This is a genomic window from Butyrivibrio sp. FCS006, from assembly GCF_000424525.1.
Classification (GTDB): domain Bacteria; phylum Bacillota; class Clostridia; order Lachnospirales; family Lachnospiraceae; genus Butyrivibrio.
The window spans coordinates 1-16,399 of record NZ_KE384203.1 but is presented as its reverse complement, the minus strand read 5'-3'; the positions used below and the strand labels follow the sequence as shown (position 1 = coordinate 16,399).

Here is a 16,399-nt window from a genome sequence, read left to right as displayed (position 1 = left end):
TGTAATGATAAATCACTTCAATGCTTTTATTTCATACAAGCATGCTGACCTTGATAATAAGATAGCCGCCTCTATTGTAAAGGACTTGGAGCGCTTTCATATACCGAAGAAGATACAGAAAGCTACCGGTGTAAAAAAGATAGAGAGGATATTCAGGGATAAGGATGAGCTTCCAATAACCAGTGACCTTGGGGATACCATATCACAGGCGCTTGAAAACTCTGACTTTTTGATTGTCATCTGTTCTCATAACACCAAGCTCTCAACCTGGGTTGAGAGGGAGATTGAGTACTTTTTGCAGAGCCATCCGATCAACCGGATTCTTACGGTACTTTGCGATGGTGAACCAAACGAAGTTATTCCGCAGATTCTTTTAAAGGGAAAAGACATTTTTGTGGACGAAAACGGTGTAGAGCACACCAGGGAAATTCCCTATGAGCCACTTTCCTGTGACTATAGATTGCCATATAGAAAGGCCAAGGCTGAGGAACTTCCAAGGCTTGCTGCTGCGCTTATCGGCTGCTCTTATGATGAGCTGATAAACAGAAGGCGCCAGTACAAGATGCGCAGAATGAATGCGATCTTTGCAGGTGCGCTTACGTTAACGCTTGGTTTTGTAGCGTATATGATGCATTCCAATGCGCTTATTCAAAAGAATTATCTGGAGTCACTTAAAAATCAGTCAAGATATCTGGCAAACGAATCCGAAATAAAGTTAAACGATGCGAACCGAATCGAAGCTATGCAACTGGCACTGGCATCGCTCCCTGAAGGTGAAGAGGATATAAGGCCTGTAATTCCCGAGGCTGAAAGAGCTATCACCAAGGCTTCTTACTCCTATGTGTCACTTGAGGGCAGCAATATAGGTGCTGTCTGGAATTACAGGATGCCGGGGCGTGTAAAGAACTTTAAACTCTCCGATGAAGGTTCATATTTTGCTGCCATGGATCAGAACGGTGTTGTTATGGCCTGGAAGACAGACGAGACCCATGAACTGGTTCTTTATGAGGACAATGCTGCCGATAAGGGAACAGGCTTCTTCTTCCTTGGAGATGACAGACTGATACTCTTGTGCCAGGGAAGCGTTTCAGTTTTTGACCTTAATGAGAGCAAACTTTTGTGGAAAATAGAGGATGAACAGTCAAAGCAGCTCTTTGTCGATGATGTCTTTGTGCTGCCGGAAGGTGATCTTCTACTTCCCGGAGCAAAGGGAAATGTTGATATTGTTTCTTCAGATGACGGGAAGCTTAAAAGAACGTTCTCTCTTTTTGGGGATGAGTCTAACATGATTGATGCTACTGATTTTGTTATGTCTGAAGATGGGACAAAGCTCATCTATATTCTGGCGAACAAGACAGATATCAATAATTATATTTACAGTCTGCACGAGTATGACCTTAGCACCGGGGAGCAGCTTGTAAACGATGAGATCGGCAGCTGGGTTACAAGTATAGTCTCGGCCGGTGACAATATCTATCTGGCATGCAAGGAAGATATGGACGGATCCAGCGTTCAGCTCATGAACTTTAGATTTGTAACGGAGGACAAGGCAGAGATCAAATGTATTTCCATAGAGGATCTTAGTGAGAAATGGACATCTGAAATTACAGCTACAGACGTGTATTTCAACGCAGAATTTCTTCCTCTGGCGGGCGGAAAGATTGCCTATTATGAGTCCGACACCTGCAGGATATGGGATGCAGAGACCGGAGAGATACTGGGAACTTATAATACCAATGATTCGATTATCGATATAAGCGATAATGATGGGGACGGAGAGCCGATGTTTATTACCAAAGGCGGAGCCACAGCAGCTCCGGCAATGTTTGGGGATAAGCAGGGAGTATCTGTCTTTGACAGATTTACGGACAATCTGTCAGATGCTCTTGTCGGGGGAGGAGTCTATACATTAAGCGATAATGCAAGACAGGTAATATACTATGGCACCAAGGTCTATGATGAAGAATGGAAACTTATTGATGAGGTTCCTGATTTTAAAACAGGCAATACCTATTTGCTAACCGAAGATGTATTGGCAATTTTGGATGATGAAGGTGAAGGAGCCAAGATAATCTTTGTTGATCCGGCAGAGAAGACATACCTGGGTAAGTGTGTTTTGAGTGAAGATATTCCGTCCTACAGCTATAGACTGATAGGCTCATATAATGGCACGTTCTATGCAGCTGTAAGTAAAGGGCTGGTTTTAAGAATAGTGAAGGTCAATCTTTCTGACATGACACTGGAGGAAGAGGTTATCAACGAGGATTACAGCAAGTATGAGCCGTATTGTTTTTTGAAAAACGGGAAGCTTGTTTATATCAATAGCGGAGAAGGATTTGAATATACAATTGTTCAAAGGGATCTTGCCACAGGAGAAGAGAAAAAGGTTGAATTTAATACCGCCTTTAGCGACGTATATTACATTGAGGAGATAGATAGCGTATATATTAATGCAGATACCGATCTTCTGGCTGATATGTCTAAAGAGACGATTACTGAGATTGACTTAGGAGAAGGTTTTGGAGACGCAGTCCTGGCTTCGGCAAACAGTGATGGCAGTATCATTGCTGTAAGCGACAGCGAGATTATAAAGCTCATAGGAAGAGATGGTGAAATTATTGGTGAGATATTCTGTGGTGGAGTCGCACCAATGGATATTACCTTTATAGATGCTGACGGAAAAGAGATCATAGTTGTGGCATACACTAATGGAACGCTTTACCGCTATGATAAAGAAACCTTTGAATTTCTGGGAAAAAGTGATCTTTCTGTTATAGGATCATCATTTGTTTCAAATAAATACTTTGACTATGACAGTGAAAAGGGTCTGCTTTATTTTAAAAACAGTGATATCACAGATGTGGTGGAGACAGATACCTGGGTCGAAGTTACATGTATCTATAATTCTTTTGGCCATGACAAAAAAACAGACACCTTCTTAACTTACGGTTATGACCAAAAGTCTACGGAAGGTGTCGTTGGATACTTTAAGCATTATTCTGTGGATGATCTGATCCAAAAGACAAAGGGTTATCTTCATGGTGAAGAGATGTCAGTGGAGCAGAAATCCACATACGGAATTACCGGATAATTAAACTTCTGAATACAATCTGTTAAACAGCGACCCTCTGATTATATATATATCATGAGGGTCGTCTTCACGACAGGCGATATAGTCGCCCGGATTTCCCAGGTAGTACTTCTCGCTGTCCCAGGCTGTGAAGACTTTTGCACCGCGCTTTAGAGTCTTGGCATAGATGCAGGAGGTATCTGTGGTGCTCACAGTCTTTGCAAACTCCATGATGGATTTCTTTGTGCCCGTAGTAAGAGACTTGATCTTTGGCGGGTATTCAAGAGCCTCTGTGTAGGGGCTATCTTTTAATGTATAGCTCTTTAGGAGCTTTTCTTCTTTTATAGGGTAGATCTCACCTTCGATTCCAATCATTATATAAAGATCCGGTTCAACGGTTATATCTACGTCTCCCTCAAGAGTTCTGATGGAAACAAGTGTCTTTTCAGGGAAAACATCGGTGAGCTTAACGCAGCCTCTGTCCTGAGGAAGCTTTTTGTATCTGCCCATTTTGGAAGTGTCAAGGGTGGTCTTTAAGGCGTAGATTACATCATAGCTGTCATAGTAAAGGCGGAGTCTTTCTTTAAGTATTTCGTCTGCACTTTTTCCTTCAATCTTCTCGGGACGGATGGATCCGCCGGCTTTGTAGATATGTCCGCCGCCGCCTCCGATGCCTTCTGCAAGGAAAGCAGCAAGATCGTTGGCATGAACTTCCTTGGAGCAGCTCCTTACAGAGAACTTGATCTCTTCAGGGCTCTCGTAGTAGGCGACGCAGACATCAACACCTGCAGTCTCAAGTGAGAAGTCGCTCATTACTCCAAGGATATTGGGGTCGCAGGGTTCAGCCTGGATTATCATGTATCTGTTATCATCAAAAAATTCGTATCCGAGGATAGCCTTTCCGGTTATCTTCAGCTCTTTTAAAGAGATATTGGAGTTGCTCATTCTGACAATAAGGCTCTTATTGACGATAAGCTCATCCATCATATCTCTGTCCAGAGGATGGGATACTTCGGATAGTTTGTTGGTATCTGTATAAAGACCGTAGTATAGGGCAGTGGAAAGCTTTTTGTTTGTGCTTATCAGCTCTTTTGCCTTTTCACCTTCTGCACATATCATGTCCCAGACGACAGTAGATGCGCTGCCGATGTTGCTGCGAACCTCAGAAAGCTCAGGCAGATCAACGGTTTTCTGGTGATGGTCTATAATGGCGATATTCTGCGCTTTTGACGTAGTCACATTTCTCTGGCCGTACTGGCAGTCAACGGTTATCAGAAGCTCAGGCTCTTCGTCGTAGTCAGGGACATACTCTATGGGAATCTTAAGCTCTTTTAACATGATCATAAGATTGCTCTTCTGGATCTTGTTGCGCCCTCTGTAGATAAAACGCACATCCTTGCCGGCAGCCTTAAAATATGTATAGAGGCCAAAGCCTGAAGCAAGGGCATCTGCATCAGGGTTGTCGTGGCACTGGATCACTATATTTTCAAATTTCTGAAGATCTTGTAGTTTCATAATATTTCCTTTATCTTTGTTTTTTCAGGCGTATAAATTCTAACATAGTAGGATGTCCTTTGCCAATTTAGAGTTGCAACGGATATAATCTGTATATATGATTTAGTCGTTACGAAATTGATTGAACTGAGGAAATGCTTTTTATGATAATCAACACAGGACAGAGGACTGATATTCCTGCTTTTTACCCCAAGTGGCTTGCGAACAGGTTTAAAGAGGGAGAAGTCTGCGTCCGCAATCCATTTAATGAAGAGAGGGTCAGCAGGTATAAGCTAAGTCCTGACACTGTAGATGTGGTGGGATTTTGCTCTAAGAATCCTGCGCCCTTTTTTGAATATATGGATGTGATAAAGGACTACGGACAGTACTGGTTCGTTACGATCACGCCCTATGGAAAGGATATAGAGCCGGGAGTTCCCGATAAACATAAGATACTGGAGGACTTTAAGGCGCTCTCGAACATGGTGGGAATTGACAGTATCGGATGGAGATATGACCCGATACTGGTAAATGACAGGTATACCGTGGACTATCATCTTCGCGCCTTTGAGCAGATGACTGAAGCGCTTGATGGGTACACCAAGACTGTTGTCATCAGCTTTATAGATCTGTATGAGAAGGTCAAAAGAAATTTCCCTGAGGTAAGCTCTGTCTCAAGGCAGGATAAGCACTTTCTGGGAAAAGAAATCGTGAAGATCGCCACAGCTCATGGCATGGTTGTAAAGCCCTGCGGAGAGGGCGAGTTTTTGTCGGAGTACGGTGCTGACTGCAGAGGCTGCATGACAATAGAGACTTACGAAAAAGCCATCGGAGCAAAACTCATCGTCCCAAATAAAAAGCCCGCAAGAAAAGAGTGTGCATGCTACATTTCAGGCGACATCGGAGCCTATGACAGCTGCGGACATCTCTGCAGATACTGCTACGCTAACAACGACATCGAGGCAGTAAAGCGAAACATGAAGCTCCACGACCCCGATTCGCCTTTTTTAATCGGCGGCTATCGCGAGGGCGACATAATCCACGACGTCGAGATGAAATCCTACATCGACAATCAACTCAGCCTCTTCTAAAATGAGCCCTTGACTCCGTCCCTAGGGCTCACTTTTGAGCCCCGGGGACGGAGTCAGGGGTTCATTTTTTTAATATTAGTGGTATAATATTGATATAAATTAATATATCTCTTTTGGGAGGGCAGGATTATGGATGATTTGGAAAAGATCAAAACTCATGTCACAAAGGAAGAGGAAATATATGCAGAACCTGAACGAGCTGCACTGTTTACCGATGATATCAGTGAAAAGGCGATAAAGCCGGAGATATCGAAACAATCAACGGTTGCATTTACCGAGAAAGAACGGCTCTGGGAAGGAATGAAATAAATAAAGAACAATAACTGAATATGGTATAAATTATAAAGGCTTCGGAGTTATCCGGAGCCTTTTTGTATATCAATATACTCTTCATCAAAGCAGGGATATATCAGGCTGACGCCTACTGTGGCATCGATAATCCTGGGATTTGTATTAACGGGACTCAAAAGATATCGTGTGATAGGGCTTGGAAGTAGAAGCGTCGTATGAAATGAAAAAAATTGAATAACAACTATTAATTATTAACATATGTTATCCGATATAATAGATATACAGGAGGATGGTATGCCAAAAGAAGAGATGCTTCCAAGTGAAAGTGAATGGATGATCATGGAGACGCTTTGGAGATGCGGGCATGATCTTACCTCTGCGGAGATAGCCGATGCACTTCCAAAATCTTCCAAGATGAACCAGAGGATGGTAAGAGTCCTTATAAACAGATTGTGTAAAAAAGGGATGCTCACATATACTGTTGATCCGGATGATGCAAGAGTTTATCACTACAGTGCTGCAAGAGGAAGGCAGGAGTGCCAGAGAGCCAAGAGCAGCGCTTTTGTGGAGAATTATTTTGAGGGCAACAGACTGTCAGCCGCATTTACTTTGCTGGAGGGCGGAAAGCTGTCGGCGGAGCAGATAAAAGAGCTTGAGGACATCCTCAAAAAAGCCAGGAAAGATATTTAAGTCTCACGGATGAGCAAGGGAGCAGTTATGCAAGGAATGCAAATGTTCTTTGAACAACTGCATAATGTCTTTGAATTTGTATGCGTTTACTATTCGACCATACTTGGTTTTTGTGCGATCATATCGATTTTTGTAATGGGAATTATCATGGCCTTAAGGAGTAGTGCGTTTGCCGGGCATGTCTTTGGCAGAGCTGCTTTGTGGTGCATGCTGATTCCTGTTTTATTTTGCGGGAAACTAAGAGCTTATTTTGAGACAAGAGTTGGTGTACGTACCATATTCAGGTGGTATAGCTTTTTGTCAGAGCATAGATGGATATGCGCCGTGTATATGGCTGGGATTATAGCATTTGCAGCACTGCTTATTTATAGGCGCGTCAGACTAAAACGCCTTATCAGTTTCATGACCGATTCTGAAGATCACTTATCCGTGTATCCTGTCAAAGTGTTTGCTGGTAAAGCATCGTCTTTCTGCCTGGGATGCTTTAAGCCGGTTATTGTAGTGCCGGACAGCTTGCAAGGTGCAGAAAGAGGCGTTGTGATAAAGCATGAAGAGACGCATATAAGGCTCGGACATCTGTGGATATTGCTGGCTTACGATATTCTTCGGACTCTCCTCTGGCCCAATGTCCTACTTCATTTAGGCGTTCGATATTTGAAAAGAGATCTTGAAGATATTTGTGATCTGGTAACGATACAGAGAAACAATATCGATACGGGATTTTATGGGCGCGTAATTCTCGACTGTGCAAAAGACATGTCTGATAGCGGGAGAAAGATTGGATATGAAAGCGGAATGTCTTTTACCACGGATGATAATTACAAGGCCTTGAGAAAGAGACTTGAGCAGATAGTAAGGGAAAGGGCATACAATCCGAAAGCTGTGCTGGGCGGGACTGTAATCCTAGTGATGGTGGTTTGCGCTGCGATCGGATTTATAAAGGCTAATTCCTATAAGAGAACCAATGATATGGGACCGGTCTGTTCCATGTGCTATACAGGTGATCTGGATTCTATATTTGTAGATGATGACCAGACTATTGTTACATATTATGACGACGAGTATATATCAATAAACGCCAAAGCCCTTCTTGAGCAGTATCCTGAAGCAAAGAGCGGCGATGGATGGTTTTATTTCTCAGTGGGCGGCTACTACAAGATCCCCGGAATCGGTGGCAGCGTAAGCTGGGGAGAGCTCAATGCAAAAGATATCAACGAGAGCATCATCATTATCCCCAACCACTCAGACATCGACATCTTCGAGCGCCTCATCATGTGGTTATGACCCCTGGGGACGGAGTCAGTGGCTCATTTTTGAGCCCTAGGGACGGAGTCAAGGGCTCATTTTTGACCCCTGGGGACGGAGTCAGGGGATCATTTTTGAAAACCGGGAACAGGAGGTGGTTATGTGAACGGATGGGAAATCACGGTAAGTGGCAATACAACTCATTACAGAAAAAGACTCTATGATGCATACGGCAATCATGTCGGAACCATCGGAATCTGCAGACCTACCAAGCAGACCGGTAAGAAAAAGAAGCCTGCGCTGTACAGCTTTAAGCAGGTTTCATCCGAGGTTTTGCAGGCCAAGACCTCCACAAAAGCCATGCAGGTATCGAACAGTATCAGGGCGAAGATAGCTCTTTTGAAAAAGCAACTAAAGAACGGGGATGTAGATGAAGAAGAGGTACTGAGGGCAATCCTTCATGCGGAGATGGTTCAAAGAGCTTGTGAAAAGAAAAAGAAGAACCTGAAAATGGAAGAAACTGCGGAGAGGAATATCAAGGCTGAGGAGGAAATGCCTGTAGAGACGGAGGAAGCGCCTGATGAAGCGGAATCCGAAGAAGAGATAAAAGAGCTTGAGCAGGCCGAGTTTGAAGCCCTTATGGAAAAGTTAGAGCTCAGCGCTGATGAGATGATGGAAATGGCGGAAGAGACGGTAGAGCTGGACGAGGAGCTTGATGAAATGGCAGAGGCGCTTTCAGGATCCATGACACCTGAGAACTTAGAGCAGCTCAAGGTCAAGCACAGATCGGACGAAGCCAGAGACATATTGAAGGCGGATCTTAAGTATTTGAAGGCACTGTTTGACAGGCTCCAGTCGGAAAAAGAGAATGCCGGAAAAAGCTCTTTTGCAGGAGCAGGGGCATACGACAGCGGAGTGATGCTATCGCTGGGAGGTGTGGACATGACAGTTATGGATGCGGGAACGACGAGCGCACCGGCAGAAACAGGCGGGACATTTGATGTAGGAGTGTGAGATATTTTTTTTGAACAATAGATTAACAGATGTTAATGGATTTTGAGCCCCGGGGACGGAGTCAGTGGCTCATTTTTGAGCCCCGGGGACGGAGTCAAGGGATCATTTTGTGGAAGAACAAAGGAGGTAACATTTATGAGTATAGGAATCAACACAAATTATGGAACGAATAATTTAGTTGGCATCAGTGACAATACCGAGCCGGCGTGGATCAAGGATGATGATAAGGAAAAGGACAAGGCTGCTAATTCAGCACAGCCCGGAGTTATCTATGAAAAGCAGGATGCCAATGCGAAGGCTGCAAAAAGCGAGAAGGATGATGAAAAGGCTATTTATAAGAAGTCCAAAGAAGACCGGGCTGCCATAGTTCAGCAGCTCAAAGCCGCCGAGGAGCAGCAGAGAAACAACCTGATCTCAATTGTACAGAAAACGCTGCAAGGCCAGGTGGGAGCTTACGGAACAGCCAAGGGCGATGACTTCTGGAGGCAGCTCGCCGGTGGCAACTTCAAGGTGGATGCTGCGACCAAGGCTCAGGCGCAAAAAGATATTTCAGAAGACGGCTACTATGGTGTAAAGCAGACTTCACAAAGACTCTTTGATTTCGCATCAGCTCTTGCCGGCGACGACGTGGACAAGATGAAAGAGATGCAAAAGGCCATGGAAAAGGGCTTCAAGCAGGCAACAAAAACCTGGGGAAGAGAGCTTCCGGCAATTTGTAAGGAAACAATGAATGCGGCGAACAAGCTGTTTGAGGACTACTACAGCTCAAAAGAGAAAGGAACAGAAGTATGAAGTTTTGTGACAAAAATGAATCCATTGGTGACATTTCTATAAGTTGCTACGGGTTATATGCCGATATAACAGAAAAGGAGTTATGTCGTCCATATACACGGAGGTAGATGGTTATGACCGGAATCAATATTACTTCGCTGGATAGGCAGGTAAAAGACATTGGTCAGGAAATTTACGCTGCGAAACAGCAGCGAGATGAGAAGCTGGCTAAGTCTTCGCCTGAAAATAAAGATGGTGGTTTGCAGAAAGCCATCCATGAAAAACTCAGTGATAGATCAAACGTAGCTTTTGGTGACACGGCAGCTACGCTTTCTATCTCTGCGCTTGGAGCAGAAGAACTGGAGAAAGTCAGAGATTCCTGGAATAACCATCCGGTAAGTTCACTGTACAGAACAGAGATTCCAATCAACAAGAATGCCGAAGGTGCGTACAAGATAGGCGGAGTTTCTTTTACCGAAGAAGAATTTACTGAAGCCAGAGAACTTGTGACGGATACAAGCAGTCAACTCAAAACCGGATACCTGAGCTACAGAGATTATGCCAAGATGGAAGTGGCGCAGAAGGTTGTGGATGATCGTGCTTCTAAAGGCTTTAGTGCAGAACAGGCCAAGGTGATCAGCCGGGCTATGAAGGACTACAACAGCAGCCTGGTAGAGCGGCAGAATGAAATGCTTTCGGGCAGAACTACACGTGTGAACAATGATCCTGAGTCAGGAAGATACTTTGGAGTCGAGGTTCTGGTGCCTGGTAGCGTTACAGAATCAGGAATACCAAGATATGCCAGCACGGACATTGCTACGGACAGGGAGCTGATAAAAACGCTACGCGACAGTATAGGGGCAGTTGATATTATCGGCAAAAATGCTGCTTCTGAGATTAAAGCTCTTTATCAGGACATTATGAAGCCCGTATATGCTGCGCAGTACCAATTCCAGAGGGAATCTGATATAAATGACGCATTGGATAAAGACGTAAAAGAGCTTATGGCACTTATAGATGTTGAGAAGTGATATGAGATTTGCTCATGAAAAATGAGCCCATGACTCCGTCCCTAGGGATCAAAAATGAGCCATGGGGACGGAGTCATGGGTTCATTTCGGAGGTAACAAATTATGAGGATACAACAGAACCCGTTTCAGGGAAATGATAATACACAGATGATTTCAGGCGCTGCAAATGCACAGAACAAGAATGGCAACATGAATTCGATTTCTGGCGCAAACCTTAAGGGTGAGAGCCTTATAACTCAGCGTCAGGGGCTTGCAAGAAAGCAGGCTCTTAAGGTTGTCTCCGATGCATTTGGAGGCGAGAAGAAGCTTGATGCGCAGATGCAGGGGATCAAGGATGAGATCAAGCGCCTCCAGGATGTGATAAATGAGAAGCGCACTGATACCAGGGACAATGATGCCAGGTTAAAAGAGCTTCAGGAACAATATGGGATAGACCCGGACAGCGAAGAGAACAAGAACCTGGAGCAGCTTGCCTTTAAAATGAATCACTCCAAAGACGGACTATCCGATGAGGAGAAGGGAAAGCTGTCCGAGTATCAGCAGCAGGCTCTTTACTATGTGGCAAAGAATCAGCAGAATGCGCTTGATGTCGACCAGGCCAAGGCTCAGCAGGCCGGAAATGTCCAGGGATATGCAGATATGAAAAGAGAGCGTGCAAAATCCCAGGACATGCTCAAGGCGCAGGATGCAGCTGAGGAAATCATGGAGGCTTCGAATGATGAGACGGTAGCTCTTTTGACTCAGGAAATGATCGAGCATGTGGATGAAGAGCAGAAAGAGCGCGAAGAAGAGGCAAAAGAGGCTGCGGAAAAGAAGAAAGAAGAGAAGAAGGAAGAGGCAAAGAAACTCGAAAAAGAAGCCATTCAGCAGGAGATTATCGAGAACATCAAGGAACATGCTGCAGAGAGCCAGAGGACCGGCGCCGATGCAAAAAGAGCTGTCGCCAGGCGTGAGCGCGCTGAGGCAGAGCGGATGGATGCCGAAGGCACGCAAAAGACCATTATTTCTGAGGGTGCTTCGATGGAGGAGACACAGAATGCGGTCAATTCTGAGATTACCAATATTCTCAACAAGCTGAGTCTTCTTTCGAACGATGTAAAGGGCAGTGCGATAGATAATCAGATATGAACCCAGGGGACGGAGTCAAGGGCTCATTTATGAGCCCATGACTCCGTCCCTAGGGCTCAAAATCAAGGATGCGCATTATTTCAATGGAATGAAAACATTGGAATGATGCGCTTTTTTATAAACAGACAAGAGGATGAAATATGAATAAGTACTGTATAGCGATTTGTGATGATGAAGAGCCGGTGAGATGTCTTTTACGCGAATGGACAAGGACAAGTACGCCGGGTGCAGAGGTTAAGGAATACTCAGGTGGCAAAGAGCTGCTAAAGGATATCGATGAAGGCCTTAGGCTTGATGTGTTGTTCCTTGATATTGCCCTGGAGGAGAGTGATGGCTTTGAGACAGCAAAAGAGCTGGAAAAGAAAATAGAGGCAACCGGAAAGAGTATGCGCGCTTCAAGGCCTCTTATCATTTTTGTTACCGGAATCCCTGACAGAATGGGAGACGCGTTTGAGGTAAAGGCTTTTGATTATCTGATTAAGCCGGTTTCAAAAGATATATTTGAGAGTGATCTGCACCGGGCAATTGAGGAGCTAAAACGACTTGATGCACAGCTCATATGCGAAACTTCATATCACAACAAAGAGGATTTCATTACAGTGCAGATTGGAAAAGAGTATGTGACTCTGAGGGTAAAAGACATTCTCTATGTTGAAAGCTCCGGAAGAAAAGCAGTAGTGCATATGAAGGATAAACGCTATGAAATCTACAGACAGATGGCCGGACTTGAAGAGGAACTGGGAAAAGAATTTTTCAGAATTCACAGGGGATATCTGGTTAATATGAAGCATATTAAAGGGTACTCGAGGTCTGAGGTTCAGATAGATAACGGGAATCTTCTTATCATATCCAAATATAAATACCAGGAATTTGTAAAAGCATATATGGATTACATATCCTAAAAAGCGGAGGGGTTATGACCGAAGAACAGATAAGGATAGCTCAGCAGTTATACGGAATAATTATGATTCTTATCAGGGGAGCGTTTCTGGGATTGTTTCTGGATCTTTTTCTGGAAAAAGAGATATTGAACAGAGCAAAGATAATTATGATATCAGCAGTTATGACTATTATCGGGCTAATTCTCTTTGCCATACCGTTCTCCACAAGAGGACTGTACAGCCTCATCGGACTTATCGTCATAGCCATAGTCTTTTGGCTGATCAATCCCAAAGTGCTGCCTCACTCGATATTTGTTTTCTTTTTGTGGAACAATGTCTTTTACGTATGGTATCTTGCAAACTTCGCAATCTTCAATGAAATTACTGATAAGATCACAGGAGCAATTGATTATTCAAAGGAAGGTGCCATAGAGCGTTTGTGGCTTTGGATGTTTGCACTTATAGTGGCGCAGATTGTCTTTATGGCACTTACACTTTTTGGCGAATACCTGGTAGTAAGAAAACTCTGTCAAAAGAAATATGACATGTCCTGGACGGAAGCTCTTTATCTGTCAGTTTATTCGGCGGTCTCGTACATTATCTGTTACATGATTGCCGATGTCATGGTGGTTCCTTTGGAAAAAGAGGTATTCTTTTTATTGGACGAAAAGAGAGGAATGGTATTTACGCTTCCTCTGCTTGCACTGCTGCTATTCATAGGCGAGATATCTGCCATTGCTACCTGGCAGAGGTACAGACGGCTCAAGGAAGAGGAACTGCGACTTCAGGAGGAACTTAAGCAGCAGGAATTTATCAGGAAGAAGATAGAGTACACAGAAAAATATCATGATCGCATCAGGACACTCAGGCATGATATGGCAGGAAAACTAATGATACTAAAGAGCTTTTTGGAAAATGAAAGATATGAAGATGCTTCGAAGTTTCTTGGTGAAATGAACATAGAATTAAGCATGAATAGCATGCGGATTTCTACAGGAAACCCAGTCACCGATATAGTGATAAACGAGGCAGCAGGCCAAGCGGACAATCTAAAATGTGAATTTCGGGCAGACTTCTCTTTTCCCAAAGAAAGCGGTATTGGCGCTACAGACGTGGGAATCATATTGAATAACCTGCTGGACAATGCACTGGAAGCTGTGGCAGCAATCCCGGAAAACGAAAGGTACATAAAAATAACGGGAGAGTTTAAGGAGAACTTTTTCCTGATAAGAGCCGAGAACTCTTTTGACGGAGTGCTGAAAAGAGACTTGGATGGCATTATTGTGAGCAGGAAGAGACAGCAAACCGATGGAGAGCTTCATGGAATTGGGCTAAAGAGCGTGATGAGCATTGCGGATAAATATCTTGGGACAATGGATATCAGTTCAGAGAATAAGGTATTCATGGTTAGAGTTATGCTCCAAAGCATGGAAGATGACTATTCATTACATAAAAATGTCCGTTGATGCAATAGCTATTTATCCGGATATCTTCATAGTCGATACCTGTAATGTAACAGTAAAGCGCTGGAATTGTGAGGTAAACAGAATATGAAGATAGCGAGTAGTGATGTTTATTCCAAGGCAAATTACAGCTATCAAAAGGAATTGAAAAGTAGCGGCGCAGGGACAAGCGGATTTTTTGCAGGAATAGTAGAAAAGCATGTAGAGAAGGAAAAGGCGGATTATCAGGCAACGGGCAGGATTACAACAGAGGATGGCAGGGAAATCAAGGTGGATGTAGATGTTGCGATAGCGCGGAAGAAAGAGCGCGATACCTTTATTGCAATGTCATCATCAATGGATAGCCTCTTTGACCCACTGATAATAAATACCGGGCAGCAGGTGGCTTCACTTAGTGATAAGAAATTTAAGTTCGACCTGGATGCTGACGGCAAGCAGGATGAGATTTCCATGACAAAGGCAGGAAGTGGATTTCTTGCTCTTGATAAAAATGGGGATGGCAAAATAAATGATGGCACGGAGCTGTTTGGTGTTAAGAGTGGTGATGGTTTTAAGGATCTTGCTGAGTATGACAGCGATGGCAATGGCTGGATTGATGAGAGTGATGAGGTCTTTGAAAAGCTTCAGGTTTGGAGTAAGACAGATGAAGGAAAAGAGGAATTAAAGAGCCTTAAGGAATCGGGAGTTGGTGCGATTTTTCTTGGAGCTGAGGATACTGAATTTACAATAGACGGAACGGATGGTGTTCTGGACGGAAAGGTAAGAAAGACCGGATTTTATCTGAAAGAAGACGGCGGAGCAGGAACTATACAGCACGTTGACCTTGCCATAAAGGGTAGGGAATCCGAGCTAATGAGCGCAGCTGAGAAGCTTGATGAATTGCTCGAGAAAATGCGAAGTGAGCGATCTTCGAGAAGGCGAAATAGTAACAATGATAACGCAAGGCGCAGAGCACAGAGAGCAGCAAGGCAAAAGAAGCAGATCGAGGAATGTCAAAAGCGCAAGGAACTCAATAAAGAACTAACAGATAAGGCAATCGAACATAGAAAGCTTATGTATGGCCGGCAGATATGAGCCCTAGGGACGGAGTCAGTGGTTCATTTTTGAGCCCTGGGGACGGAGTCATGGGTTCATTTTCAGAAAATTCTGAAAATGAACCCATGACTCCGTCCCCAGGGCTCAAAATAGTATAGAATGTATATAGGTATAGACTTGAAGGGAGAATCAGGCATGCAGATTTCAGATATCGATAATGGAAAAGCCTTTGACTGGGGGAATACATCGAAAGACTATGCTAAATACCGTGATATTTACCCTGAGCAGTTCTATCAGTGCATTCTGGATATGGGGCTGTGCAAAGATGGGCAGAAAGTGCTTGATATCGGGACAGGAACTGGAGTCCTTCCGCGCAATATGTACAAGTACGGCGCTAAGTGGATTGGGACCGATATCTCGGAAAACCAGATAGCTCAGGCAAAAGAGCTTGCGGATCAGCAGGGGATGGACATTGAGTTTTACACGTGTCCTGCAGAAGAGGTTAGCTATCCGGACAATACATTTGATGTCATCACCGTGTGCCAGTGCATATGGTATCTGAATGCTGAGGTTATAGCAGGTAGATTTGCCGGAATGCTTAAACCCGGAGGAAAGCTTCTTATCCTGTATATGGGATGGCTTCCATACGAAGATCCGATTGCCGGAAAGAGTGAGGAAATCATCCTGAAGCACAATCCGAACTGGTCTTCTTACGGAGATACGGTTCATCCGGTTTACGTTCCGGATGCGCTTTTGTCACCTTTTGACATAGTGAAAAGAGATGAGTTCAGAGTCGATGTGTCTTTTACCAGAGAAGGGTGGCATGGCAGAATGCGCGCGTGCAGAGGAGTTGGAGCTGCAATGAATGAACAGCAGCTAAAAGCCTGGGATAAAGAGCATATGAAGATGCTTGAACAAAATGCGGGGGAAGAATTTGTGGTTAAGCACTATGTGTCTTTTGCTGAGCTTCAGGTGAAAAAGAAATAGTTAGAGATCGCGGTGAAAACGGCCGGCAGAGGTGAGAATCTTTGCCGGTTTTTTGTTATAATAAACATGACATACTGATGACATGTTTAGCTTGATATTATAGATATTGAGAGCCGTAATATGAAAAACTAAATTCCTGTTCAGATGCATTAATCTGGAATTTACTCCTGCACATATTTTTTGTTACTATATCCAAGGTTATCTGTCA

14 protein-coding genes are annotated in these 16,399 nt (G+C 44.0%); 13 read left to right on the top strand and 1 reads right to left on the bottom strand.

The window, feature by feature from the left end; all coding sequences use genetic code 11:
* The first annotated feature begins 4 nt into the window (after nt 1-4).
* Nucleotides 5-3,091, top strand: a complete 3,087-nt coding sequence (locus G633_RS0107305; protein ID WP_026519521.1) for a TIR domain-containing protein — start codon at nt 5-7, stop codon at nt 3,089-3,091.
* Here the strand turns inward: G633_RS0107305 and G633_RS0107300 are convergent, their stop codons facing one another.
* Nucleotides 3,092-4,585, bottom strand: coding sequence for a DHH family phosphoesterase (locus G633_RS0107300; protein ID WP_026519520.1), 1,494 nt, complete (start codon nt 4,583-4,585; stop codon nt 3,092-3,094). It lies immediately after the preceding gene.
* Nucleotides 4,586-4,728: 143 nt separating this feature from the next.
* Here G633_RS0107300 and G633_RS0107295 point away from each other — a divergent pair, with 143 nt between their 5' ends.
* From G633_RS0107295 to G633_RS0107230, 12 genes are all read left to right on the top strand, one after another.
* A complete protein-coding gene (locus tag G633_RS0107295; RefSeq protein ID WP_026519519.1) occupies nt 4,729-5,655 on the top strand; it encodes a DUF1848 domain-containing protein in 927 nt (308 codons plus the stop codon).
* A 129-nt stretch (nt 5,656-5,784) separates the two neighbouring features.
* Nucleotides 5,785-5,964: a hypothetical protein gene (locus G633_RS0107290; protein ID WP_022768451.1), complete on the top strand. Its 180-nt coding sequence runs from the start codon at nt 5,785-5,787 to the stop codon at nt 5,962-5,964.
* Nucleotides 5,965-6,240: 276 nt separating this feature from the next.
* Nucleotides 6,241-6,636, top strand: a complete 396-nt coding sequence (locus tag G633_RS0107285; RefSeq protein WP_026519518.1) for a BlaI/MecI/CopY family transcriptional regulator — start codon at nt 6,241-6,243, stop codon at nt 6,634-6,636.
* Between the two features lie 9 nt (nt 6,637-6,645).
* Nucleotides 6,646-7,920, top strand: a complete 1,275-nt coding sequence (locus G633_RS19210; protein WP_081664714.1) for a M56 family metallopeptidase — start codon at nt 6,646-6,648, stop codon at nt 7,918-7,920.
* A gap of 123 nt (nt 7,921-8,043) precedes the next feature.
* On the top strand, nt 8,044-8,895 hold the full coding sequence (locus G633_RS0107270; RefSeq protein WP_026519516.1) for a hypothetical protein: 852 nt from the start codon (nt 8,044-8,046) through the stop codon (nt 8,893-8,895).
* Between the two features lie 135 nt (nt 8,896-9,030).
* Nucleotides 9,031-9,687 carry a hypothetical protein gene (locus G633_RS0107265; RefSeq protein ID WP_026519515.1) on the top strand — a complete coding sequence of 219 codons (657 nt, stop codon included), beginning with the start codon at nt 9,031-9,033 and terminating at the stop codon, nt 9,685-9,687.
* A 113-nt stretch (nt 9,688-9,800) separates the two neighbouring features.
* Nucleotides 9,801-10,697, top strand: coding sequence for a hypothetical protein (locus tag G633_RS0107260; protein WP_026519514.1), 897 nt, complete (start codon nt 9,801-9,803; stop codon nt 10,695-10,697).
* 102 nt (nt 10,698-10,799) lie between these two features.
* Nucleotides 10,800-11,825 carry a hypothetical protein gene (locus tag G633_RS0107255; protein ID WP_026519513.1) on the top strand — a complete coding sequence of 342 codons (1,026 nt, stop codon included), beginning with the start codon at nt 10,800-10,802 and terminating at the stop codon, nt 11,823-11,825.
* A gap of 140 nt (nt 11,826-11,965) precedes the next feature.
* Nucleotides 11,966-12,727, top strand: a complete 762-nt coding sequence (locus G633_RS0107250) for a LytR/AlgR family response regulator transcription factor (RefSeq protein ID WP_026519512.1) — start codon at nt 11,966-11,968, stop codon at nt 12,725-12,727.
* Between the two features lie 14 nt (nt 12,728-12,741).
* A complete protein-coding gene (locus tag G633_RS17715) occupies nt 12,742-14,172 on the top strand; it encodes a sensor histidine kinase (protein ID WP_035770951.1) in 1,431 nt (476 codons plus the stop codon).
* A gap of 84 nt (nt 14,173-14,256) precedes the next feature.
* Nucleotides 14,257-15,243, top strand: coding sequence for a hypothetical protein (locus G633_RS19205; RefSeq protein WP_051200030.1), 987 nt, complete (start codon nt 14,257-14,259; stop codon nt 15,241-15,243).
* Nucleotides 15,244-15,399: 156 nt separating this feature from the next.
* Entirely contained in the window at nt 15,400-16,191 is a 792-nt protein-coding gene (locus tag G633_RS0107230) for a class I SAM-dependent methyltransferase (protein WP_026519511.1), read from the top strand.
* Nucleotides 16,192-16,399: the final 208 nt, after the last annotated feature.

Bases quoted from the DNA above. Each gene is read 5' to 3' on its own strand.
- G633_RS0107300 (WP_026519520.1), bottom strand. From the start codon at position 4,585: ATGAAACTACAAGATCTTCAGAAATTTGAAAATATAGTGATCCAGTGC.
- G633_RS0107230 (WP_026519511.1), top strand. From the start codon at position 15,400: ATGCAGATTTCAGATATCGATAATGGAAAAGCCTTTGACTGGGGGAAT.
- G633_RS0107250 (WP_026519512.1), top strand. From the start codon at position 11,966: ATGAATAAGTACTGTATAGCGATTTGTGATGATGAAGAGCCGGTGAGA.
- G633_RS19210 (WP_081664714.1), top strand. From the start codon at position 6,646: ATGAGCAAGGGAGCAGTTATGCAAGGAATGCAAATGTTCTTTGAACAA.
- G633_RS17715 (WP_035770951.1), top strand. From the start codon at position 12,742: ATGACCGAAGAACAGATAAGGATAGCTCAGCAGTTATACGGAATAATT.
- G633_RS0107290 (WP_022768451.1), top strand. From the start codon at position 5,785: ATGGATGATTTGGAAAAGATCAAAACTCATGTCACAAAGGAAGAGGAA.
- G633_RS19205 (WP_051200030.1), top strand. From the start codon at position 14,257: ATGAAGATAGCGAGTAGTGATGTTTATTCCAAGGCAAATTACAGCTAT.
- G633_RS0107295 (WP_026519519.1), top strand. From the start codon at position 4,729: ATGATAATCAACACAGGACAGAGGACTGATATTCCTGCTTTTTACCCC.
- G633_RS0107305 (WP_026519521.1), top strand. From the start codon at position 5: ATGATAAATCACTTCAATGCTTTTATTTCATACAAGCATGCTGACCTT.
- G633_RS0107285 (WP_026519518.1), top strand. From the start codon at position 6,241: ATGCCAAAAGAAGAGATGCTTCCAAGTGAAAGTGAATGGATGATCATG.
- G633_RS0107265 (WP_026519515.1), top strand. From the start codon at position 9,031: ATGAGTATAGGAATCAACACAAATTATGGAACGAATAATTTAGTTGGC.
- G633_RS0107255 (WP_026519513.1), top strand. From the start codon at position 10,800: ATGAGGATACAACAGAACCCGTTTCAGGGAAATGATAATACACAGATG.
- G633_RS0107260 (WP_026519514.1), top strand. From the start codon at position 9,801: ATGACCGGAATCAATATTACTTCGCTGGATAGGCAGGTAAAAGACATT.